The sequence below is a fragment of the Zoogloea oleivorans genome (genome assembly GCF_008107625.1).
In the GTDB taxonomy this organism is placed as follows: Bacteria; Pseudomonadota; Gammaproteobacteria; order Burkholderiales; family Rhodocyclaceae; genus Zoogloea; species Zoogloea oleivorans.
Genome location: NZ_SDKK01000003.1, coordinates 101,717 through 124,050 on the forward strand (window position 1 = coordinate 101,717; position 22,334 = coordinate 124,050).

Here is a 22,334-nt window from a genome sequence, read left to right on the forward strand (position 1 = left end):
CTGATAAAAATCAGCAATTTGCCAAAAAATCCCCGTTTTCTGTTGAGCGCATGGCGATTTCGCGCGTCAGTCGTCTCTTTTTGCTCAGCATAAAATAGAAAAAGCGCCTATGTTGCAGTGCAACAAGCTGTGCTACATTGGAATCACAACAGAGTAGTCAGCTACCCATAAAAAACGCGGAGACAGCAGGCTCCGACACGGGACTGCCCTGGTGGACGGGCGTTTTGCCGTCTCTCCACAGGTTGCTGCCGGTCGGCCTTCACCCCCCAGCGGGGAACATTACTGCGGTCTTTCTATCATGGCTCGTTCGCTCGAACAAACCGCTCTGGACCGGCCTCTCGCCGACTCCATCGTGCCGGGGCTTCCGGCCACCGCCGTCGCTTCGTCATCCGTCACCCGTGCCCGCTCGCGCAAGAGCCGCTGGCCGGCCCGCCTGGATCTGCTGCAAAGCGGCTCCGGCCTGTTTCTGGCGCTGTTCCTGGTGGCACACATGTTTTTCGTGTCGTCGATCCTGATCAGCAAGGATGCCTTCTACACGGTGGCGCGCTTTTTCGAGGGGGCCGCCTTTCTCGGCAAGCCGCAGCCGTGGCTGGTGTCCTGCGTGGTCGGGGTGGTGCTGACTGTTTTCGTCACCCATGCCTGGCTGGCGATGCGCAAGTTTCCAGCGAGCTTCCGCCAGTACAAGGTTTTCGTCGAACACAAGGAGCAGCTTCGCCACAGCGACACCGGCCTGTGGTGGATCCAGCTGTGGACCGGCTTTGCGCTGTTCTTCCTCGGCACGGTGCATCTCTACGGCATGCTCACCCAGCCCGAGATGATCGGCCCCTACGAGTCGGCCGACCGCATCTGGACCGGCACCATGTGGCCGCTCTACCTGCTGCTGCTCTTCGCGGTCGAAATCCACGGCAGCATCGGACTGTATCGCCTGGCCCTCAAATGGGGCTGGCTGGAAGGCCGTGATCCGCTGCTGGCGCGGCGTCGCCTGCGTATCGCCAAGACCTGTTTCAGCGTGTTCTTTCTGGGCCTCGGCCTCGTCACCTTGCTGGCTTACGTGCAACTGGGTATTGCCCATGCCGACAAGGCCGGTGAGCGCTACGTTCCGGCCAAGGCCGTGACCAAGACGGCCGCCGCCAAGGTGGATGGACTGGAGTTCGCCCTGTCCCGGCGTCCGAGGGGCTGAGCATGCGGATCATCTACACCGACGTTCTCGTCATTGGTGGTGGCCTGGCGGGCCTGCGCGCCGCCGTTGGCGCCCGCCGTCGTGGCCACGACGTGACTATTCTCAGCCTTGTCCCGCCCAAGCGTTCCCATTCGGCGGCGGCCCAGGGCGGCATGCAGGCCAGCCTCGGCAACACCGTCAAGGGCGAAGGCGACAACGAAGACGTACATTTCGAAGACACCGTGCGCGGCTCCGACTGGGGCTGCGACCAGGAAGTGGCGCGCCTTTTCGTGCACACCGCCCCGCAGGCAGTGCGCGAGCTGGCCGCCTGGGGCGTGCCGTGGAACCGGGTCAAGGCTGGCGACCGGGAAGTGGTGATGGATGGTAAGCGCGTCACCCTCACCGAGCGCGCCGAGGCCCATGGCCTGATCACCGCCCGCGACTTCGGTGGCACCAAGAAATGGCGTACCTGTTATGTGAGCGACGGCACCGGCCACGCCATGCTGTACGCGGTCAGCGATCAGGCGGTGGCCGAGAGCATCCCCGTGCATGAGCGCATGGAAGCCATCGCGCTGATCCACGAAGGCGGCCGCTGTCACGGTGCCATCGTGCGCAATCTGGTGAGCGGCGAACTGTCGGCCTACGTGGCCAAGGCTACTTGTATTGCCACTGGTGGCTTCGGGCGCATCTACCGGGTCACCACCAATGCGGTGATCAACGAAGGCATCGGTTCGGCGATTGCGCTGGAAACCGGCGCGGCCGTGCTTGGCAACATGGAGGCGGTGCAGTTTCACCCGACCACCATTTTCCCGGCCGGCATCCTGGTTACCGAAGGCTGTCGCGGCGACGGTGGGCTATTGAAAGACGCCGCCGGGCACCGCTTCATGCCCGACTACGAGCCCGAGAAGAAGGAACTGGCCTCCCGCGATGTCGTCTCCCGCCGCATGGAGGAACACATCCGCGCCGGCCACGGGGTCAAGACCCGCTTCGGCGACCATCTTCTGCTCGACATCACCCTGCTCGGCGCCGCCCACATCGACGGCAAGCTGCGCGAAGTGAAGGAGATCTGCCAGCACTTCCTCGGCATCGACCCGGCCACCGACATGATCGCCGTGCGTCCGGCCCAGCATTATTCGATGGGCGGCATCCGCACCGACGCCTGCGGCCAGGCTCGCGGCCTCGCCGGCCTGTTCTCGTGTGGCGAGGCAGCCTGCTGGGATCTCCACGGCTTCAACCGCCTGGGTGGCAATTCGGTCGCCGAAACAGTGGTGGCCGGCATGATCGTCGGTGAAACCATGGCCGACTTCGTGGAATCTGCCGCAGGCGATCTGCAGGTTTCCACTGCGCTCGTGCGGGAATTCCTCGAACGGGAGCAGGTGAAGCTCGACACTCTGCTCATGGGCGACGGCACCGAAAAGGCCAGCGAGCTGATGCGCCGTATGCAGGAAATCATGACCGACAAGGTGGGTATTTTCCGTCGGGGCGATCTGCTCCAGGAGGCGGTAGACGAGTTGCAGGCCTTGCTGCTGAAGAGTCGCAAGATCGGCATCGCCACCAAGCGACCCGGCGCCAACCCTGAACTGGTCACCGCCTACCGGCTGCAGAAAATGCTCAAGCTGGCCCTGTGCGTGGCCTACGGCGCCCTGCAGCGCACCGAGAGCCGCGGGGCCCATTACCGGGAGGACTACCCGCAGCGTGACGATGCCCAGTGGCTCAAGCGCACCCTGGCCAGCTGGCACGACGACTTCCAGACCCTGCCGACCCTCGGCTACGAGGACCTCGACGTGGCCGCCATGGAGCTGCCTCCGGGCTGGCGTGGCTATGGTGCCCGGAACGCCATCGAACATCCGGCGACCGCTGCCCGCACGGCCGAAATCGCCACCATCCGGAGCGCCTTCGGGCACGCCGACCGCTTCACGGTGCAACAGGCCCTGATGCCTTTTGAACACCTGGTGCCGGCGCGTTTTCGCGGCCGCAATGAACGACTTGGAGAATCATCATGAATGCTCCCACCCACGCCGGTCTGCGCGTCATTACGCTGACGCTGCCGACCCTGAACGGTGTCGGTCATGCCTTCGAACTCCTTGAAACCCAGGACATGAGTCTGCTACTGGCACTCAAGGAGATCCGCGGTGCGCTGCCGGCCACCTTGCTGGATAACTTTGTCTGCCACGCTGGCGCCTGCAACACCTGCCGCATCCTGATCGACGGCAAGCCGGCCCTGCCGTGCACCACCTTTACCCGCGATCTGGCTAACCAGGTTCGCGTTGAACCGGGCAACCACGCCCAGGGCTGGGATGGCCTGCGCGACGACACGCGGCGGATGCACGGATGCTGAAGAAGAACACTCCCCCGGCCGCCGGCCCGCGCATCCTCACTTTGCGCGTGCTGCGCAGCAGCCCCTCCGAGGCCACCGAGCCCCACTGGCAGGACTTTCGGGTCGAGGAAGCCGAGGGCATGACCCTCTTCATCGCCCTCAACGAAGTCCGTGAAAACCTCGACCCTTCGCTGCAGTTCGACTTTGTGTGCCGGGCCGGCATCTGCGGCAGTTGCGGCATGCTCATCGACGGCAAGCCGGGCCTCGCCTGTTGCGCGCTGACCCGTGATTACGGCCCGGAAATCACCCTCGCGCCGCTGCCGGTTTTTGAACTGATCGGCGATTTGTCGGTGAACACCGGCAAATGGATGCGCGGCACCGCCGAGCGCCTCGAAACCTGGATTCACTCCGACGCCGAGCCCTTGCTCACCGCCCTCGAACCGCGCATGGAGCCGGAGCTGGCCGAGGCCATCTACGAACTCGACCGCTGTATCGAATGCGGCTGCTGCGTGGCGGGCTGCGGCACCCTGCGCATGCGTGAAGAGTTTGTTGGCGCCATCGGCCTCAACAAGATCGCCCGCTTCCGCCTCGATCCCCGCGACGAACGCAGCGACGAGGATTTCTACGAGCTCATCGGCGACGACACCGGCGTGTTCGGCTGCATGAGCCTGCTCGGCTGCCACGACGTGTGTCCGAAAGGCCTGCCGCTGCAAACGCAGATCGCCTTTCTGCGGCGGAAGATGGCGGTGGTCGGGCTGAAATAAGCCGGTTGTTCCGTTCTCCCCAGCTTCCTTGCGCAAGGTGGGCGAAGCTCGCGCATTTTGAGCGAATATCGCGCAAAGTGCGCAGCGAGCCTGATTCTGTCGCCAGTCTCCCCGCTACCATGAATGCAGATGAGTTCTCCCGCACCGCGCGTGTTCGGGGCCGTCACCATTCAAAAATAAAGGAGACATGATGAAACTGGACCACTTCCGCAAGCGCTTCACCTCCCTGCTGTCTGTGGCTTTGCTGTCGGCCTTGGCGCTCCCCGCTGCGGCGGCCGAGATCCAGGATCGCAACTTCAAGGTTGCCATTGCCGTGAATGCCGGCACGGCCCACTACGACGGCGGGGTCAAGTTCTGTGAGCTGCTCGACAAGAAGAGCGGCGGCAAGATGAGGGCCAAGATGTATGGCGGCGGCGCGCTGGGCAAGGACACCGCAGTCGTGTCGTCGATGCAGGGCGGCATCATCGACATGGCGATCATGAACGCCAACCTGCTGACCGGCCTGGTGAAGGATTACGGCGTGCTGGACTTTCCGTTCGCGTTTGCCAACGAGAAGATCGCCTACAAGGTGCTCGACGGCGAATGGGGCACCAAGCTGAGCAACAAGCTGTAGGACAAGGGGCTGGTCGGCCTGGGCTTCTGGGAGATGGGCTACCTCAACTACCACTCCGGCAAGAAGCCGATCAACAAGGTGGAAGACATCGCCGGCCTGAAGATGCGCGTGACCGAAACCCCGCTGCAGATCGACTTCCAGAACGTGCTGGGCGCCAATGCGGTGCCGCTGCCTTTCGTGGAGGTGTACACGGCGCTGGAACAGCACACCGTCGATGGAGGCAACCAGACGCTGATCAACCTGGAAAAGAGCAAGTTCTACGAAGTGCAGAAGTTCGTGACGATCACCAACCACATGTACAACCCGCAGATCCTGCTGATCAGCAAGAAGGTGTACGACAAGCTTTCCGCTGACGAGAAGAAGGTGCTCGGCGAAGCCGCTGCCGAGGCGCTGGCTTTCCTCAAGACGAAGATGACGGTGAGCGTGATGCCGCCGGAAGAAATCACCAAGATGAAGGAAAAGACCAAGCCGCTGATCGACAAGTACAGCAAGCAGTACGGCGAGCAGACCGCCAGGGAAATGTTCGCGGAGATCGACAAGGCCAGCAAGGCCAGGTAATCGGAATTCGCTTCTTAGTTAAAAACCGGCCGCTGGCCGGTTTTTTTACGCCTTCGTGGGTCGGACTTCAGTCCGACAGCGCACGCTCAGCCCGCCGAGTCGGACTGAAGTCCGACCCACGGGGCGGCCCACAGGTGTGCGGCGACCAGTGCGCGCCACGGGGAGAAGGGGGCAAGCCAGGTTGCGGCTTCGTCGGCGGTGATCCGCTCTGTTTGACCGAGCAGGGCTTGCAGTTTGCGGCGCACTGCGGCGTCGCCGTGCAGCGAGCCATCAAGGTGGGCGAAGCCGCGCAGCAGGGTGTAGTTGACGGTCCACGGGCCGATGCCGCGCACGGCCAGCAGGCGCTCGCGGATTTCATCGGCGGGTGTGCCGTCGCGCCAGGCGTCGAGGGGCAGGTGGCCCTCGGCGACGAGGCGGGCGAGGCTGAGCAGGGTTTGTGCCTTGCTGCGCGAGAGGCCGGCGGCGTGCAGCGCGGGCTCGTTCAGGCGGACCAGCGCCAAGGCGTCCGGATAGCAGGCGAGGCCGTTGCTGTGAATGATTCCGGTGGCGCTTATCAGCCGGCGGCGCAGGGCGAGGGCCGCATGCACGCTGATCTGCTGGCCGGTGACGGCCCAGGTGAGGGCTTCGAAGGGCGTTGCCGCCTGGGACACGCGCAGGCCGGGATGGCGGGCGATGAGGGGGCCGAGCAGTGGGTGCTGCCGGTAGGCGGCCTCGAAGCTGTCCACCGGCTGGGTGAGGCCGAGGAGATGGCGGACGAGGGCTTCCAGTTGCCCGGTGGCGCTGTCGTGCGGCCCATCGATGGCAAGGCTTGCGTCGGCATGGCCGGGGCGGAAGACGATCTCCAGGCCCGCCGGGTGCCCGTTCCACACCAGACCCTTGGCGATCCGGTCGGGGCCAACGCGTTCGGCCAGTTGCTGCGTGTCGCGGGCGTGGAAGGCCAGCACGTCGTCGGGCCGGAAGTCTGGCGGCAGCGGGACGCTGCAGGCGAGCGCGGCCACCTCAGCCGGCCTTGCGGAAGGTCAGATTGATCCGGCAATCGCCGGTGGCCGGGTGGTGGCCGTCCTTGAGCGGCAGCACGCCGTGAAAGCGCAGCCGCGCCGGCCCGCCCCACACCACCACGTCGCCGTGGGAAAGGGGAATGCGCGCGGCTTTGTCCTTGCGTTCCATGCCGCCAAACAGGAAGACGATGGGCAGGCCAAGAGAGACGGACACGATGGGCCGGGTGAAGTCGCGCTCGTCGCGGTCCTGGTGCAGGGACATGCGGGTGCCGGGGGCGTAGCGGTTGATCAGGCAGGCGTCGGGCGTGAAGTCCGCAAAACCGGCCTCGGCGGCGGCCTGCCGGGCAAAGTGCAGCAACGACGCCGGGATCGGCGGCCACGGCTGGCCGCTGTGCGGGTCGACCGGGGAATAGCGGTAGCCCTGGCGGTCGGTGATCCAGCCCAGTGCGCCGCAATTGCTCATGGCCACCGACATGGGCAGGCCGCCGGGGGTGAGCATGTGGCGAAAAGGGGCCTCGGCGGTCACCGCCTGCACGGCGGCGAGGAGGGTGTCAGCGTGTGCCCGGGCGAAGCCGCGCAGCACCACGGCACCGGGAGCAAGGGGTTCCTGCCAGGGGGCTTCCTGGTCGGCAAACAGATCGCTCATCCTTTTGCTTCCCGTTCGATCAGGGCCTGCTTGCGGGCCACGCCCCAGCGGTAGCCGGACAGGCCGCCGTCCAGCTTGACGACCCGGTGGCAGGGAATCGCCACCGCCAGCACGTTGGCGGCGCAGGCGCTGGCCACGGCGCGAAAGGCCGTGGGGGCGCCGATGCGGCGGGCCAGTTCGGTGTAGCTCACGGTTTCGCCGGCGGGAATCTGCTGCAGGGCCTGCCAGACGCGCTGCTGGAAGGCGGTGCCGCGCAGATCGAGAGGCAGGTCGAGGCCGCGCTGCGGGGCTTCGACGAAGCCGATCACGCGGGCAACCCAGCTTTCAAAGGCGGGGTCGGCGCCGATCAGCGTGGCCTGCGGGAAGCGGTCCTGCACTTCGCGCACCAGGGCTTCCGGGTCGTCGCCCAGCGAGATTGCGCAGATGCCGCGCGGGCTGGCCGCCACCAGGATGGCGCCGAGGCTGCACTGGCCGACGGCGAAGCGGATTTCGGTGGCGGTGCCACCGGCGCGGTAGTGGGTCGGGGTCATGCCGAGCAGCTGGTCTGCCTGTTCATAGAAACGTCCCGACGAATTGTAGCCGGCCTCGAGGATGGCTTCGGTCACCCCTTCGCCCCGCGCAAGCCCGGCCCGCAGGCGGCTGGCCCGGTGGGCTGCGGCGTAAGCGTGCGGCGTGAGGCCGGTGACGGCCTTGAACACGCGGTGCAGGTGGTAGCGGCTCAGGCCGGCCTGATGGGCCAGGTCGGCGAGGCTGGGCGGGGTGTCGGCGCTTTCGATGAAGCGGCACAGCCCGGCCACCAGCGCGGCGTGCTGTTGGGCTAGCGGTGGCTGGTCGGGCCGGCAGCGCTGGCAGGGGCGGAAGCCGGCCTGACCGGCGGCCTCGGCCGAGTCGAAGAAGCAGACGTTCTCGGGCCGGGCCGGCCGCGAGGGGCAGGACGGGCGGCAATACACGCCGGTGCTCTTCACCGCGTAGAAAAAGCGCCCGTCCGCCGCCGGGTCGCGGGCCTGCACGGCCGCCCAGCGCGGGTCGGCGATGGTCTGGGCGGCGGGGGATGGGGGCGGGAAGTTCATGGTCGGGGCTTTCTTCAGGCGTGGCCGGGAGCGATACCTGCAATCTAGCCGCTACCGGCGTTTCACGCACTCCGGGTCTTGCTTTTGAATCCCTGCAGGCGGCCCAGCCACATTCCTAGAACAAATCAACGGTGCCTCGCAGCCCCGGGCAGGCGGCTTTTGCTACGCCGATCTTGAAGCGGTCCACGATCCGGGCCATGTCCTGCGATATGGCCCGGATGGCGTCCGCTGAGCGTTGGGTGTGGCCTGCGGCGGCGTTGGCCTGGTCGAGCAGGCCGTCGATCATGCCCACCTGGCTGACGATCTCCTGACTGGACGATTGCCCGATGTCCACCAGACGAGTGATCTCTCCGACCACGTCGATGACCTTGCCGGCCGACTCCTCGATGTTTTCGATGCCTTTGCCGGCAGTCCGGGCCAGCGCCGTGCTCTCGCGCATCTCAGTGATGACTTGCTTCATGAGGTCGGTGGACGCGTGGGCGGTGACGTGGATGCCGGAGAGCTGATGGTTGATCAGCTTGGTCGCCTCGGCCGAGCGCTCGGCCAACTTGCGGACTTCATCCGCAACCACCGCGAAGCCGCGTCCGGATTCGCCGGCCCGGGCCGCCTCGATGGCCGCGTTGAGGGCCAGCAGGTTGGTCTGGTCGGCAATCTGGCGGATCTCCGAGACCACGCCCTCAATCTGCACGACGGCGCCAGCCAGGGCGAAGACCTTGTCGGAGGCGTCATCGATGCGGGTCGCCAGCGCGCCGATGCGGCTTGCGCTCTCGCGGATGACGGCACTGTTCTGCGTTGCCTGGTGGCTGGATTCCGCGGTAATTGCGCCCGCCTGGCGGGTTTCCTGGTCGATGTCGAGGATGTGCGACTGAATGGAGTGCACCGCTGACTGGATGGCTTTCGAGGAACTGCTGCCCTCGGAGGCGATCCGGGCCACGGTGACGGCCGACTGGTGCATCTCGATGGAGGCGATTTCGTTGTTGCGGATGATGTCGATCATCTCCCCGAGACTGGCCTGCAGGGTGTCGATGAGCGAGTTGAAGGCGCGCACCGACTGGCCGATCTCATCGTTGCGGGCAACCGGGACGCGCTGGGTGAAGTCGAGGGAGTCGGCAATTGCGGCCATGGTGCCTTCCATGGAGCGGAGCGGCCTGACGATATTGCGGTGCAGGCGGAAGACCAGCCCAAAGAGCACGAGCAGGGTCAGCGCGCCGGCCACGGCGAGAACCTGCGCGGTGTGGGCGAAACCTGCCTCGACGGCGCTGACTGTGCTGTCCTTCAGGCGGCGCTTTTCGATCCGCAGCGTTTCCAGGATCTGTTGCAGTTCCTGCTGGTACTGGGCCACGCTGGCATACAGGCTGGCTTCGGCAAGGGCGCGCTGGCCGGTGCTTGCCTGGGCGATGGTTTCGTCCATGGCCGTCTGGTAGTTGCCGAGGCTTTCTTCAGCCTGCCTGAGCAGACCGATTTCGGCCTCCGAGTGGGAGATCGGGTATTGGGCCTTCAGTTCCTCAATGAGCAGGGCCCGCTGGGCGAGGAGTTCTTCCCGGGCCCGGGTGCCGAGATCCGCGCTGGGGGCATAGACCACTTCGGTCAGGACGATCTGCACCTGCTTGAGTCGGGCGCCCAGGTCGGAGGCGGCGAGGGCGCCCGGAATGGCGTCGTCGGTGAGGGTGTGAACCAGGTCGGCGTTGCGCTTGAAGTGGATCCCTCCAACGATGCCGACTGATACCAGCAAGGTTGCGGTGATCGAGATCAGCATGATGAGGTAGTGTCGGATGCTCATGGGAGGTGATTCCAGTCGGTCGGGGGCGGGGCCTGACTTGGGTTTGGTGCGATGCACAAACCGTTTGCCAGGCGCTTATCGGCTGCGAATCGCCAGGCTCAAATGAAGTTTTTCTTACAGTCCCCGGGGTCTATGAATCGGGTATATGCCGGAAGGGAGCGGGTGGTGAGTGACGCGCAGAGTGTCTTGGTTTTGTAACACTCAGACGGCAGGATTGAACCTTCCCTGCTCCCGCCCTGAGTTCTGCTCCAGCCTGATCGCACTCGTCCGGCGTCTGGTGCTGACCCTCGAAAACCATGAATGAGAGCCCTTCGCTCAGCACCCTCCCGCCGCACGGGTTTGCCGTGACAGGCAATCAAAGATTGCGCGAGTCCGTCACCGTTCAGCAACTGCTGCGCCCGCTGCCGCCAGTCAAAATCCAGCTTAATTGCCTGGGAGTCCTTGATCGCTTCCTGGCGGATGCCGAGGTCTATGCGCTGCCTGTCATCGACGATCACGGAAAGCCTGTTGCCCTGCTCGAACGCCCGTCGTTTGTCGAGTTCTTCAGTGGGCGTTTCAGCCGGGATGTGTTCGGCCGGCGCAGTATTCTTGATCTGCTCTCCTGTGGGCAATACAAGTGCGATGTGCCGCTTGTGGTGGAGGAAAGCTGCACCGTAGAGGATGCGGCACAGATAATTATCGGTGCCGGGATGCAGCACATGGTGACCGGCTTCATGGTCAGCCGGCGGGGAAGTTATGCCGGTGTCGCGGATGGTCGTGATCTCCTGAGCATCATCACCCGGCAGAAGCAGGCGGAGCTCTATTACCTGGCTCACTATGATGCGCTGACCGGTATCCCGAACCGGGCCTTGCTGTCCGATCGGCTGGAGCACGCTTGCCGGGATGCGGATCGCAAGGGCCGGCTGGTGGCGCTGCTCTTTATCGACGTGGACCGATTCAAGCAGATCAACGACTCGCTGGGCCACAGCGCCGGGGATGAGGTGCTGCGCCGCATCGTCGCGCGGCTCAAGGCCAGTGCGCGGCAGGTAGATACGGTGGCGCGCCTGGCCGGTGATGAATTCGTGATTCTCATGGAGGACCTGACTGACCCCGCGCAGGTTGCCCTTGTTGCGCGCCGGATCATCGCGTCGATGCAGGAGCCCATCGACATGCTGGGGCATGTGCTGGTCGCAACGGTCAGCATCGGCAGCGTGGTTTATCCCCGGGACGATGCTGGCGTCGGTGCCCTCCTGAGCAAGGCGGATGCGGCCATGTACGAAGCCAAGGCGGTAGGCCGGAACGGTTTTCGCAGTTACTCGCCGGAAATGCGGACGTACAACCCGGCGAGCATGTCGCTGGAAAACGAACTGCGCCAGGGCATAGAGCGGGACGAGCTGTTGCTGCACTTTCAGCCGCAGGTCGCACTGGCGGGGGGCGCCGTGCTGGGTGTCGAGGCGCTGGTGCGCTGGTGTCATCCGGAAAGAGGATTGATTCCGCCCCTGCAGTTTATTCCCGTCGCCGAAGAGTCCGGCCTGATCGTCGCCCTGGGCGAGTGGGTGGTCAGGAATGCGCTGGCCCAGCTTCGTGCGTGGCGGGATCAGGGGCTGCCGTCGCTGCCTGTTTCCGTGAACATCTCCGCCCTGCAGTTCCGGCAGCGCGGATTTTCCGGCTTTCTCGCCGAGCAACTGGCTGAGCATCGTATCCAGCCGGGCCTTCTGGAGCTGGAGCTGACCGAGAGCGTACTGATGAAGAACGTCGATGCTGTTCTGCAGACACTCACCGAAATCAAGGCCCTGGGGGTCCGCCTGGCCATCGATGATTTCGGGACCGGTTTTTCAAGCCTCAGCTATCTGCGCCGCTTTCCCATTGACCGCCTGAAGATCGACCAGTCTTTCGTGCGCGATATTGACAGCACGCCGGTGAATGAGTCGATTGCGCGAGCGATCGTGGCGCTGGCTGACAGCCTTGCCCTCGAGATCGTCGCCGAGGGCATAGAAACGGCTTCGGAGGTGGAGGTTTTGAAGCGGATAAAATGTGTCCAGGGGCAGGGCTTTCTGTTCTCGAAGCCGCTGGATGCCGAGCGCTTTTCGACTTGGCTGCTAAACCGCGCGCGAAGCGAGATCGTGATGGCCTGAGCGATACCTGCAACGGGGCCGCTAGCGGCGTTTCACGCATTCCGGGTGTTGCTTTTGAATCTCCGTCCGGGGCGGCGATCCTTTGGGCCGATCCGTTGTCCAATCCGGACAGCGCCCGAAAGGAGTCCGCCATGCTTCACCCTTCCCTTGCCGCCGACGTTGCGTGCTTGTTCGATGGCTTCGGTCTGCCCGAGCCTGCCTCGGGTGGTCTGCTTGTCCATTCGCCCATTGACGGCAGGCTTATCGGTGCCTGTCCGTCCGGTGAGGTGGACATGGATGAGGCGGTATCCCGGGCGCGGACGGCTTTCCTGCAGTGGCGGCTGGTACCGGCGCCGCGGCGGGGCGATCTGGTGCGCCGCTATGGCGCGCTGCTGCGCCAGCACAAGGAGGCTTTGGGGCGGCTTATCTCCATCGAGTGCGGCAAGATCCTCTCCGAGGGGCTGGGCGAGGTCCAGGAGATGATCGATATGTGCGACTTTGCGGTGGGGTTGTCGCGCCAGCTTTACGGGCTGACCATGAGCAGCGAGCGGCCCGGCCACCGGATGATGGAGACCTGGCATCCGCTCGGCGTGTGCGGGGTCATCACCGCCTTCAATTTTCCGGCCGCGGTGTGGGCGTGGAATGCGGCGTTGGCGCTGGTGTGCGGCGATCCGGTGATCTGGAAACCGTCGTCCCGCACGCCGCTTACGGCGCTGGCCTGCCAGGCCCTGCTGGAGGCGGCGATGGAGGAGGCGGGCGAGGTGCCTGACGGGCTCAGCCAGGTGGTGGTCGGCCCGACCCGGGTGGGCCGGGCGCTGGCCGATCATCCGGACGTGGCGCTGCTGTCGGCCACCGGTTCCACCGCCATGGGGCGGAGTCTTGCGCCACGGGTGGCGGGCCGTTTCGGGCGCTGCCTGCTGGAACTGGGTGGCAACAACGGGATGATCGTGGCGCCCAGTGCCGACCTTGAACTGGCGCTGCGGGCCATCGTGTTTGCGGCAGCGGGTACGGCCGGGCAGCGCTGTACGACGCTGCGCCGTCTCTTCGTCCACGAGAGTATCTACGCGCAACTTCAGGCGCGTCTGCAGGCGGCCTTTGCGAGCCTGCCGGTGGGTAATCCCCTCGATGCCGGGACGCTGGTGGGGCCGCTCATCGACGGGGCGGCTTTTGATAGTCACCGGGCCGCCCTTGACCAGGCCGTATCGGATGGCGGGGTGGTGCATGGGGGCGAGCGCGTGGCGGTGGCCGATTGTCCGGATGGCCATTACGTGCGCCCGGCCGTGGTGGAAATGGCCGGCCAGACGGCGCTGGTTCGCCAGGAAAACTTCAGCCCCATCCTGTATGTGTTGCGCTACCGCAACCTGGATGCGGCCATTGCCGCCCATAACGCGGTGCGCCAGGGCTTGTCCTCGTCCCTGTTCACCACTGACCTGCGGGAGATGGAGCACTTCCTGTCCGCCAGTGGCAGCGACTGCGGCATTGCCAACGTGAACATCGGGCCGTCCGGCGCCGAGATCGGCGGCGCCTTTGGTGGCGAGAAGGATTCCGGCGGCGGTCGCGAGGCAGGCTCCGACGCCTGGCGGGCCTACATGCGGCGTGCCACCAACACCATCAACTATTCCGGTGATTTGCCCCTGGCCCAAGGCGTGCGCTTCGTCTGACATCATGCCCGCCTTCACCTGGGATGACCCGTTACGCCTCGATGACCAGCTCGTCGCCGAGGAGCGTCAGATTCGCGACACGGCCCGCGACTACTGCCGGGCCAGCCTCGCCCCGCGCATTTGCCAGGCCTTCCGCGAGGAGCGTACTGACCGGGCGATTTTCCGCGAGATGGGGGATCTCGGCCTCCTTGGCCCGACGATCAGCGGCTACGGTTGTGCCGGGGTGGGCTACGTTGCCTACGGCTTGCTGGCGCGGGAGATCGAGCGGGTGGATTCGGGGTATCGCTCGCTGTTTTCAGTGCAGTCCTCGCTGGTGATGGGGGCGATCGCCCGTTTTGGCGACGCTGCCCAGAAGGCGGCCTGGCTGCCGCGCCTGGCTCGCGGCGAGATCGTCGGCTGCTTCGGCCTCACCGAGCCGGAGGCGGGCTCAGACCCGGCCAGCCTGCAGACCCGGGCGCGGCGGGTGGAGAGTGGCTACCTCCTGACCGGCAGCAAGACCTGGATCACCCACGCGCCCATTGCCGATCTGTTCGTCGTGTGGGCATGGACCGAAGACGAGCGGCTTGGCGGCTTCCTGCTGGAGAAGGGCTGGCCCGGGCTGAGTACCCGACCCATCCACGGCAAGATCGGTCTGCGCGCCTCGGTGACCGGGCAGATCTTCATGGACGGGGTGGTCGTGCCGGAGAGCCACCGGCTGCCGCTGGCCCGGGGTTTCACCGCCCCCTTTGCCTGCCTCAATGCGGCCCGCTATGGCATTGCCTGGGGCGTCATGGGGGCGGCGGAAGCATGCTGGCACGCGGCGCGGGACTACACCTTGCAGCGCCGCCAGTTCGGCCGGCCCCTCGCGGCGAATCAGCTGATCCAGAAGAAGCTCGCCGACATGCAGACCGAGATTGCCCTCGGCCTGCAGGCGGCCTTGCGCGTCGGGCGTTTGCTGGAAGCGGATCACGCCAGCCCCGAGATGGTCTCCCTCATCAAGCGCAACAACGCCGGCAAGGCGCTGGACATCGCCCGCGCCGCGCGGGACATGCTGGGCGGCAACGGCATCAGCGACGAATACCCGGTGGCCCGTCATATGGTGAACCTGGAGGTGGTGAACACCTACGAAGGCACCCATGACATCCATGCGCTGATCCTCGGGCGAGCCCAGACGGGAATTTCCGCCTTCTAGTTTGATTGGCCAGGCCAATCGGCATCAGTGAAAGAGGCAATTGGACCCTGCCGGTACGAGACGCTCATCATGAAAGTCATCCAGCCCGCTCGCGGTGCCGCCAGGGCGCCGGGCTTTTCAACCCCTGTTCAAAGGAGACGATCATGAAAACTGCACGCGCATCTGCCGGCCCCGCCATGGATATCGGCATTGCGGCCGACGACCGGGCCGACATTGCCGCCGGGCTGTCGCATCTGCTGGCCGACAGCTACACGCTGTACCTGATGACCCACAATTTCCACTGGAACGTGAAGGGGCCGATGTTCAATACGCTGCACCTGATGTTCATGGGCCAGTACACCGAGCAGTGGAATGCGCTCGACGTGATCGCCGAGCGCATCCGCGCGCTGGGTCACCCGGCGCCGGGCACCTACAAGGAGTTCGTCAAGCTGGCCTCCATCGAGGAGCCGGAAGGTGTGCCGGCGGCGAAGGACATGATCCGCCTGCTTGTTGCTGCGCAGGAGGCGACCGCGCGTACCGCTCGCGGCCTCTTCCCGCTGCTGGAAGGCGCCCACGACCAGCCGACCGCCGACCTCATCACCCAGCGCCTGGAAGTGCATGAGAAGACCGCCTGGATGCTGCGCAGCCTGCTTGAGGAATAGGCGCCTTCAGGCTCATTCCCCGGCGTGCCAGCGCAGAGGCAGGGCCGCCGGCTGGTGGCGGGCTTCGCGTACCTGCAGGCGGAGCAGGCGCTGGGCGCCGGCAAAGCCGGCCAGTTCGGGGCCGTCGTGGATGATCTCGGCATTGGCGGCCAGCCACAGCAGTGCGCCGCTTTCAAAGTCGATGAAGAGCAGCCCGGCGCGGGGGTTGAGCAGCAGGTTGCCGAGGGTGTTGAAGTAAGCGTTGCCGGCCAGGTCGGGGACGGTCAGGGTGTCGCCGTCGACGCGCACGAAGCCCGGCGTGCCGCCCCGGTGGGAGACATCCACACCGTGGGCCGGGTCCGGGTCGTCGGCTGCCGCCGGGTAGGCGCTGGCGATGAAGAAAGTGTCGGCGGCGCCGATCAGGCGGCGGTCGGTATCGCTCAGGCCGGGCGTGTGCCGGATCGGGCCGGGCGCCGTCCCGTTGGCGACGAACTCGGCTTGCCGTGCCCGGATGTACTTCGGGCAGTTGCCGAAGCTTTGCAGAACCCGCACATCGAAACCCCCATCGCCCAGCGTGGCGATGCGTCCGTTGGCCCGGTTGCGGCGGCGCGTGTGGGGCTCGATGCCGAGGAGGCCGATGCGGGCGCCGATGGCGAGCGCTTCTGCCAGCGGATCACCAGCTGCCGGGCGGGCGTCAATGCGCAGCTGGTTCGGCGCCGGGGCCGTCACGAAGCCCGGCGGGCCGGCCAGCACGGACGCCCACGGCTGGCCGGCGCCATCCACGCTGCCGGTGACAATGAAAGGGAGCTGCGCGAAAAAGGCCCGGTGCTGATCCGGCATGGCTGGCCGGATCACCCGCGCGCCCACTTCGGCGAGCCGTTCGAGACTGCCGGCGCGGGCCTGCAGGGCCCGCTCGCCGGCGTGGAAGGCCGGGGTGTTCATGATGATTACGCCGCCAGACCGATGGCCGTCTTCGGCATCGGCACGAAACCGGGCAGGGCTTCGACACGGGCCAGCCAGGCGCGGATGGCCGGGTAGGCGTCGAGCGACACGTTGCCCTCCGGCGCGTGGGCGATGTAGGTGTAGTTGGCCACGTCGGCAATGGTGGCGTGCTCGCCGACCAGGAAGGGGCTGGCGGCCAGTTCCTTCTCCATGATGGCGAACAGGGCGTGGGCGCGGGCGATGACCTCGTCCGGGTTGAAGGTGGCCTTGAAGACCGTGACGAGGCGCGCCGCACACGGCCCGTAGGCCACCTGCCCGGCGGCCACCGACAGCCAGCGCTGCACCTGGGCGGCCCCGGCCGGGTCGCGGGGCAGCCAGGTTTCGCTGCCGTAGCGGCTGGCCAGATAGACGAGGATGGCGTTGGAATCCGCCACGGTCACGTCGCCGTCCTGGATCACCGGCACCTGGCCGAAGCTGTTCATGGCCAGGTAGGCCGGGCTTTTCTGCTCGCCGCCAGCCAGGTCCACGTCGATGGGCTCGACCGGCAGACCGAGCAGCGACAGGAAGAGTTCGGCCCGGTGGCTGTGGCCGGAAAGCGTGAAGCGGTGGAACTTGATGGGCTGGGCGGGGGCGTTCATGGCAGTCCTTTCGGGGGAGGGGAGGTGACGGAATGCAGTGTGGTTTAATCCGGCTTATGGATAAATGGTGTGTTCCGGATATCACTGCTGCGTTTTGTGGAGTAATTGCCCGTGGATAAACTGAAGGCCATGGCCACCTTTGTGCAGATTGCCGAGGCCGGCAGCCTGAGCGCCGCGGCGCGCAGCCTCGGCGCCTCGCTGCCGGCGGTGGTGCGCAGCCTTGCGGCGCTGGAGGTGGAATTGGGCGTGCGTCTCTTCAATCGCACCACCCGGCGCATCGCGTTGACCGACGAGGGCCGCCATTACCTGGAAAGCTGCCGCAACCTGCTGGCCGCGCTGAACGATGCGGAAGCGGCGCTGAAGGACGAAGCCGGCGAGCCTTCCGGCCAGCTCACCATTACTGCGCCGGTGCTCTTCGGCCAGATGCACGTGGCGCCGGCGGTGACGCGCTTCGTGCAGCGCTACGACAAGGTGCACTGCCGCGTGCTGCTCTTCGACCGGGTGGTGAACCTGCTGGAGGAGGGCATCGACGTGGGCATCCGCATCGGCCCGCTGGAGGACTCATCGCTGGTCGCCCGGCCGGTGGGCGAGGTGCGGCGGATGGTGGTGGCCAGCCCGGATTACCTGCGTAGTCATCCCTTGCCGGCACACCCGAAGGATCTACTACAGGCGGACTGCATTGGTTTCGTGTCCACCAGCGGCGCGTGGTGGCGCTTCGACGAAAAGGGCCGGCCCTTCAGCGTGCCGGTGAAGGGCCGGCTGGAATTCAACCACGTGGCGCCGGCCATCGAGGCCTGCCTGGCCGGGCTGGGCTTCGGCACCTTTCTGTCCTACCAGGTGGCGGCCCACCTGGCGGCCGGGCGCCTGCAGGTGGTGCTGGAGGATTTCGAGCCGCCGCCGCGGCCCATCCACGTGGTCTATCCCCACGCCCGGCTGTTGCCGGCGCGGGTCAAGACCTTTGTGGAATGGATTCACGCGGAGCTGGACGAAAATCGGGTTGGGTGACGGCCCGCTGATGTGCCGCAGGCCAACTCGCGGCAATGGGGTTGGCGGTATTCGATCGGCGTAATGTGGCGTGCGCCTTGTAGAATCCGGCTGACGTGTTCTTGCTGTCAGCCGGAGGCTGTGATGTCCTGTCCGTTTCCCCTCTCCCTGTTTGTCGCTCTGGGCCTGCTGGTGGTGGCGCAGCCCGGCCAGGCCCTGACGGCGCAAGAGGTCTTTGCTGCATTTTCGCCATCGGTTGCTGTGCTGGAAGTGCTCGATGCCGGTGGCCGGCAGGTCGGCAGCTATTCCGCCACGCAGGTGGGCACGGGGCGCTTTGTTTCGGTGTGCGAGGTGCTGGATGGCGCTGCTGCGGTTCGCGTGACGCTCAAGGCGCAGGTGATGGAGGGCCGGATTGCCGCCCGCGACCGGGAGCGCAACCTGTGCCTGATCCAGGTGGATGGGGCGACCGCGGCGGGGGCGGTGTTGCCGCGGCGCATGCCTGTGCCGGGTTCCCGGGTGTTCGCCATTTCCAATGCGCTGGGGCTGGGAGTGGGTATCTCGGAAGGTGTTGTGTCGGGGGTGCGGCATTACCCGGCGGGCGATTACATCCAGTTTACTGCGCCGATCTCGCCGGGCTCCGAGGGCGGAGCGCTGGTCGATGACACCGGTTCCCTCATCGGCATTATCGATTACCGGCGCAGGGACGGACAGAACGTCAATTTCGCTTCGCTTGCCGAATGGGTCGGCGACATCGAGAAGCGCGCGGCCGATAGCGCCGAAATCCTGCAGCGCTACGATGCGGCGAGGGCGTTGCAGCAGCAGGGACAATGGAGCGAGCTGGACGTCCTGGCGACCGAGTGGGCCCGCGATCAACCCGATAGTCTGGATGCCTGGCGCTTTTCCGTATCGGCGGCACGGGGGCTCAATCATCGCGACAAGGAGCTGCTCGCCTGGCGTGCCCTGTGGCGGATCAACCCGAGTCATGCCGAAACGGGAGCCGGGCTGGGCTATGTGTTGCTGGCCGGTGGTCAGGTCAAGGAAGCGCTTGAACTGGCGAAGGTGCTCGCTGCCGCCCATCGCGAATACGCCCCGGCCCGCTGGCTGCTGGCCCGCGCGCAGCATTCATCCGGCCTCCACAAGGAGGCGGAGGCATCCTACCGGGAGGCCATCGATCTGGACCCCTGGTTGATGGAGGCTTATCAGGGGCTGGCGGCACTGGCCCAGTTGCGTGGCGATCATGCGACGGCGATTGCGATCTGGTCGCGGATCGCCGGGCTCTACCCGGACGCTCCGGGACCACGCTTGGGCCTGGTGCAGGCCTACCTGAGCGCGGGTAAGGCGGAACGTGCCTATTCGGTGCTCGAGCAGCTGCCGGAAAAGGATCGGGACTCCGCCATCGCCTGGTTCTGGCGGGGCTATGCCCTGGCCCGTCTGGAGCGTCCGGAAGCGGCGATGCAGGCTTATCGGGCGAGCCTCGCGCGCTCGTCAGAGGCCAAAGACCGGGCCTGGGCCGGCATCGGCAACGCGTTTTACGGGCTGAAAAACTACCCGGAGGCCATCGCTGCCTTCCAGTCCGCCCAAGCGCTTAACCCGTCTGAAAGCGCATGGGACTACCAGCTTGGCGTCGTGCTGAAGGATGCCGGCCGCCCGGCCGAAGCGCTGACGATTTTTGAGAGACTCGTCGCGAGGATGCCCGAGGAGGCCAGCCACTGGCGGCAGAAGGGCTTCACGCTGGCCATCCTGGGGCGGTCGGCCGATGCCGTGCCGGCCCTGGAACGCTCCCTGCAACTCGACCCGGCACAGGCCAAGGTGTGGATGGCTCTGATCGAAGCCTGCCAGGCCCTGGGGCGTCGGGAGGCGGCACACAGCGCGTACGAAAAGCTGCGTGGCATCGATGGTACTGCCGCCGAGCAGGCCTACCGGAACACCCTTTACCCCTATGAGGAGAACGCCAGATGAAAGCCCGTTTTCTGTGCGTCTCCCTGAGCGTGATGGGCTGGACCGGGTTGGGTCTGGCCGCCGGCGAACCGGGCGATGCCCAGCGTGTCTTTGCCAGGGTTTCAGGTTCCGTGGTCACCATCAAGACGGAGGACGACAAGGGCGTCGTGGAGGCCCAGGGCAGTGGTGTGGTGGTCGGCAAGGGTCAGGTGGTAACCAACTGCCACGTGATCCGTAATGCCTCCATCATTCGTGTCCTTGTCGGTCAGGCCGAACTGGAGGGCAAGTGGGTGCGCCAGAAAGCGGCCCTCGACTTGTGCCTGCTGACGGTGAACGGGCTTGATGCGCCATCGGTCAAGCTGCGTCCGGGCTCCAGCCTGGCGGTTGGCGAGCCGGTCTTCGCTGTGGGCAACCCCCTTGGCTTCGGCCTGGCCGTCAGCGCCGGGCTGGTGGCGACCGCCGAGCAGAAACAGCCCCATCCGTACCTCGTCGCCACGGCGCCCCAGTCGCCGGGATCGAGCGGCGGGGGGCTGTTCGACCGGGAAGGGCTGCTGGTGGGCGTCACCAAGGCAGTGCTTGGAACAGGTCAGAACTTCAACATGATTCTTTCGGCCGACAGCGTGGCTGGCATTCTGGCGAATGGTGACGCGCCCCCCGCCGAATTACGCCTGCCTGCCCCGGAAAAACCGTGGATCGCCGACGCCGATGCCCTGAGGCGTGCCGCCAGGTGGGCTGACCTGGAAATGCATGCCCGTGCCTGGTCGGTGAGCCAGCCCCGCTCTGCCGTTGCGGCCGCCACACTCGGTACCGCCCTGCAGGGCCTCAAGCGGCTGGACGAGGCGGAGGTCAGCGTGCGGCGCGCCCTCGAACTTGATGAGAACTACGCGCCGGCGTGGCTGCAACTGGCGGATCTGCTGTATCTCCGCGGTGCTCGTGAGGCGGCAGAGCAGGCACTGAAGGCGCTCGACAGCCGTTATCCCTTCAGTTCCGACTCGGTTTTTCTGCGCGCCCACTGGTACCGCGATGCAGGCCGTCTGACGGAGGCACGGGAGCACATCAGGGAGTCGATCCGGCGCTGGCCTCGACGCAGCGAGGCATGGCGCTTTCTCGGCCTGGTGGAGGACAGCCTGGGCAACCCGGTTGAGGCGTCCCGGGCCCTGGCCACGGCGCTGAGGCTGGGTGACGCCGATGTGAGGGCTCGACAGCGTCTGGCGGAGTTGTACGCCAAGTCGGGCAAGGTGGAGGAGGCGGCCCGGCTGGCACAGGCTCAGGAGGTGGCCAGCGGCAACACCGGCAAGACGCAGCTGTTGATGGGCCTTGGTGAACTGAATCGGGGGCGCCTGGGGCCTGCCGAAGAGGCCATGCGCAAGGCGGTGGCCCTGCTGCCGGAGGCGGCGGAGGCGTGGACCGGGCTGGGCGCGGTACTGATGCGACTGGGGCGCTTCCAGGAGGCGGAGAGCGCGTTCGACAAGGCGCTGCAACTGGCGCCGCGGAGTGCCGACAACCTGACCAACCGGGCCGGTGCGCGGCTTGAACTCAAACGTCTGCAGCCGGCCCTTGATGACGCGCGGCAGGCCATCGAGCTGGATCCGCAGAGTGCGCAGGGCTGGCGGATGGCGGCCTTGACCCACCTCGCGCTCGGGAAGCCTCGGGAGGCCGGCATGGCCTTCCAGAAACTGGACGGTCTGGTCAGCATGAACCCCGACGAGCTGGTTTCGTGGGCCGAGGCCATGATCGGGATGGGGAGTGTGGATGAGGCGTTGAAGATCCTGAGCAAGGCCGAAGCGATGGACCCGAAGTTGCTCCGGATGTGCCTGACCATGGCCAGGGCCCAGGGGGCGAAGGGGGACATTGCGGCTGCATTGGGCTATGAGATCCGGGCGCTGGAGATCGATCCGGTCAACGTGCATGCCTGGAGTGGCAAGGGGTACGCCCTGATGAAGCTGGGCCGTCTGCCCGAGGCGGTTGATGCGCTGGAAACCGCGGTCCGGCTCGATCCCGGTCTGTCGAATGGCTGGATCAATCTTGGTGAGGTGCAGTTGCGCAGCCGTAACCTGGGGCGTGCCATCCAGTCGCTGGAAAAGGCCCTGACACTGGCGCCGGCAGCGTCCGACGCACGTTTTTTCCTGGCCCAGGCCTACCTGGGAGCGCGTCTGCCAAAAAAGGCTCGCGAGCATGCCGAAGTGCTTTTGGTGAAACAGCCGACCTTTGCCCCGGCTCTTGGTGTGGTAACGATGAGTTACCTCGTCGAGGGAAACGGTCAGGCTGCCTCAGAGGCCTATCTCAAGCTGAAAGCCAGCGCCCCGACGCTGGCCAGGACCTTGAGGGCGCAGGCCCTTGGGGCCGGTTTGGCCGGCGCCGGGAGCCTGCCCGAGTAAGGCT

General features: G+C 66.0%; 17 protein-coding genes and 1 pseudogene. 12 read left to right on the plus strand and 6 right to left on the minus strand.

Going from position 1 to position 22,334, the window contains the following annotated elements:
- Nucleotides 1–298 precede the first annotated feature (298 nt).
- The 5 genes and pseudogenes from ETQ85_RS03700 (at nt 299) to ETQ85_RS26835 (ending at nt 5,411) form a co-directional block, all read left to right on the plus strand.
- On the plus strand, nt 299–1,180 hold the full coding sequence (locus ETQ85_RS03700) for a fumarate reductase cytochrome b subunit (RefSeq protein ID WP_148577705.1): 882 nt from the start codon (nt 299–301) through the stop codon (nt 1,178–1,180).
- 2 nt (nt 1,181–1,182) lie between these two features.
- Complete coding sequence (locus ETQ85_RS03705; protein ID WP_148577706.1) at nt 1,183–3,162, plus strand: fumarate reductase flavoprotein subunit; 1,980 nt, start codon at nt 1,183–1,185, stop codon at nt 3,160–3,162.
- A complete protein-coding gene (locus ETQ85_RS03710) occupies nt 3,159–3,497 on the plus strand; it encodes a 2Fe-2S iron-sulfur cluster-binding protein (protein ID WP_148577707.1) in 339 nt (112 codons plus the stop codon). The genes ETQ85_RS03705 and ETQ85_RS03710 overlap by 4 nt, the downstream gene beginning before the upstream one ends.
- Nucleotides 3,491–4,240 (plus strand): fumarate reductase iron-sulfur subunit, encoded by a 750-nt coding sequence (locus ETQ85_RS03715; protein ID WP_148577708.1) that lies wholly within the window; start codon nt 3,491–3,493, stop codon nt 4,238–4,240. The genes ETQ85_RS03710 and ETQ85_RS03715 overlap by 7 nt, the downstream gene beginning before the upstream one ends.
- Nucleotides 4,241–4,430: 190 nt before the next feature.
- A pseudogene (locus tag ETQ85_RS26835) lies at nt 4,431–5,411 on the plus strand (DctP family TRAP transporter solute-binding subunit).
- A gap of 86 nt (nt 5,412–5,497) precedes the next feature.
- Here ETQ85_RS26835 and ETQ85_RS03730 read toward each other — a convergent pair.
- The 4 genes from ETQ85_RS03730 to ETQ85_RS03745 form a co-directional block, all read right to left on the minus strand.
- A complete protein-coding gene (locus ETQ85_RS03730) occupies nt 5,498–6,409 on the minus strand; it encodes a DNA-3-methyladenine glycosylase family protein (RefSeq protein WP_148577711.1) in 912 nt (303 codons plus the stop codon).
- Nucleotide 6,410: 1 nt separating this feature from the next.
- Complete coding sequence (alkB, locus tag ETQ85_RS03735; protein WP_148577712.1) at nt 6,411–7,055, minus strand: DNA oxidative demethylase AlkB; 645 nt, start codon at nt 7,053–7,055, stop codon at nt 6,411–6,413.
- The gene (ada, locus tag ETQ85_RS03740) at nt 7,052–8,125 is read right to left on the minus strand and encodes a bifunctional DNA-binding transcriptional regulator/O6-methylguanine-DNA methyltransferase Ada (protein WP_148577713.1); all 1,074 of its coding nucleotides are present in this window, start codon (nt 8,123–8,125) and stop codon (nt 7,052–7,054) included. The genes alkB and ada overlap by 4 nt, the downstream gene beginning before the upstream one ends.
- Before the next feature lie 115 nt (nt 8,126–8,240).
- Complete coding sequence (locus tag ETQ85_RS03745) at nt 8,241–9,905, minus strand: methyl-accepting chemotaxis protein (RefSeq protein ID WP_148577714.1); 1,665 nt, start codon at nt 9,903–9,905, stop codon at nt 8,241–8,243.
- Nucleotides 9,906–10,471: 566 nt separating this feature from the next.
- Here ETQ85_RS03745 and ETQ85_RS03750 point away from each other — a divergent pair.
- The 4 genes from ETQ85_RS03750 (at nt 10,472) to ETQ85_RS03765 (ending at nt 15,471) form a co-directional block, all read left to right on the plus strand.
- Nucleotides 10,472–12,019, plus strand: coding sequence for an EAL domain-containing protein (locus tag ETQ85_RS03750; RefSeq protein WP_187394572.1), 1,548 nt, complete (start codon nt 10,472–10,474; stop codon nt 12,017–12,019).
- A gap of 131 nt (nt 12,020–12,150) precedes the next feature.
- Entirely contained in the window at nt 12,151–13,659 is a 1,509-nt protein-coding gene (gene amaB, locus ETQ85_RS03755) for an L-piperidine-6-carboxylate dehydrogenase (RefSeq protein WP_148577716.1), read from the plus strand.
- 4 nt (nt 13,660–13,663) lie between these two features.
- The gene (locus ETQ85_RS03760; protein ID WP_148577717.1) at nt 13,664–14,830 is read left to right on the plus strand and encodes an acyl-CoA dehydrogenase; all 1,167 of its coding nucleotides are present in this window, start codon (nt 13,664–13,666) and stop codon (nt 14,828–14,830) included.
- A 143-nt stretch (nt 14,831–14,973) separates the two neighbouring features.
- Nucleotides 14,974–15,471, plus strand: a complete 498-nt coding sequence (locus ETQ85_RS03765) for a Dps family protein (protein ID WP_148577718.1) — start codon at nt 14,974–14,976, stop codon at nt 15,469–15,471.
- Between the two features lie 12 nt (nt 15,472–15,483).
- On the opposite strand, the gene ETQ85_RS03770 is transcribed toward ETQ85_RS03765, so the two are convergent.
- Nucleotides 15,484–16,392, minus strand: coding sequence for a pyridoxamine 5'-phosphate oxidase family protein (locus ETQ85_RS03770; protein ID WP_148577719.1), 909 nt, complete (start codon nt 16,390–16,392; stop codon nt 15,484–15,486).
- Between the two features lie 5 nt (nt 16,393–16,397).
- Nucleotides 16,398–17,030, minus strand: coding sequence for a glutathione S-transferase family protein (locus ETQ85_RS03775; protein ID WP_148577720.1), 633 nt, complete (start codon nt 17,028–17,030; stop codon nt 16,398–16,400).
- A 111-nt stretch (nt 17,031–17,141) separates the two neighbouring features.
- Between ETQ85_RS03775 and ETQ85_RS03780 the strand changes: the two genes are divergently transcribed.
- The 3 genes from ETQ85_RS03780 (at nt 17,142) to ETQ85_RS03790 (ending at nt 22,330) form a co-directional block, all read left to right on the plus strand.
- Nucleotides 17,142–18,035: a LysR family transcriptional regulator gene (locus ETQ85_RS03780; protein WP_148577721.1), complete on the plus strand. Its 894-nt coding sequence runs from the start codon at nt 17,142–17,144 to the stop codon at nt 18,033–18,035.
- Nucleotides 18,036–18,158: 123 nt separating this feature from the next.
- A complete protein-coding gene (locus ETQ85_RS03785) occupies nt 18,159–19,973 on the plus strand; it encodes a tetratricopeptide repeat-containing S1 family peptidase (RefSeq protein ID WP_187394573.1) in 1,815 nt (604 codons plus the stop codon).
- Complete coding sequence (locus ETQ85_RS03790; protein ID WP_148577723.1) at nt 19,970–22,330, plus strand: serine protease; 2,361 nt, start codon at nt 19,970–19,972, stop codon at nt 22,328–22,330. The genes ETQ85_RS03785 and ETQ85_RS03790 overlap by 4 nt, the downstream gene beginning before the upstream one ends.
- The last annotated feature ends 4 nt before the right edge of the window (nt 22,331–22,334 follow it).

Coding starts and splice junctions, on each gene's coding strand:
- ETQ85_RS03765 (WP_148577718.1), top strand. CDS start 14,974: ATGAAAACTGCACGCGCATCTGCCGGCCCCGCCATGGATATCGGCATT.
- ETQ85_RS03715 (WP_148577708.1), top strand. CDS start 3,491: ATGCTGAAGAAGAACACTCCCCCGGCCGCCGGCCCGCGCATCCTCACT.
- alkB (WP_148577712.1), bottom strand. CDS start 7,055: ATGAGCGATCTGTTTGCCGACCAGGAAGCCCCCTGGCAGGAACCCCTT.
- ETQ85_RS03775 (WP_148577720.1), bottom strand. CDS start 17,030: ATGAACGCCCCCGCCCAGCCCATCAAGTTCCACCGCTTCACGCTTTCC.
- ETQ85_RS03760 (WP_148577717.1), top strand. CDS start 13,664: ATGCCCGCCTTCACCTGGGATGACCCGTTACGCCTCGATGACCAGCTC.
- amaB (WP_148577716.1), top strand. CDS start 12,151: ATGCTTCACCCTTCCCTTGCCGCCGACGTTGCGTGCTTGTTCGATGGC.
- ETQ85_RS03700 (WP_148577705.1), top strand. CDS start 299: ATGGCTCGTTCGCTCGAACAAACCGCTCTGGACCGGCCTCTCGCCGAC.
- ETQ85_RS03710 (WP_148577707.1), top strand. CDS start 3,159: ATGAATGCTCCCACCCACGCCGGTCTGCGCGTCATTACGCTGACGCTG.
- ada (WP_148577713.1), bottom strand. CDS start 8,125: ATGAACTTCCCGCCCCCATCCCCCGCCGCCCAGACCATCGCCGACCCG.
- ETQ85_RS03705 (WP_148577706.1), top strand. CDS start 1,183: ATGCGGATCATCTACACCGACGTTCTCGTCATTGGTGGTGGCCTGGCG.
- ETQ85_RS03785 (WP_187394573.1), top strand. CDS start 18,159: ATGTCCTGTCCGTTTCCCCTCTCCCTGTTTGTCGCTCTGGGCCTGCTG.
- ETQ85_RS03745 (WP_148577714.1), bottom strand. CDS start 9,905: ATGAGCATCCGACACTACCTCATCATGCTGATCTCGATCACCGCAACC.
- ETQ85_RS03790 (WP_148577723.1), top strand. CDS start 19,970: ATGAAAGCCCGTTTTCTGTGCGTCTCCCTGAGCGTGATGGGCTGGACC.
- ETQ85_RS03770 (WP_148577719.1), bottom strand. CDS start 16,392: ATGAACACCCCGGCCTTCCACGCCGGCGAGCGGGCCCTGCAGGCCCGC.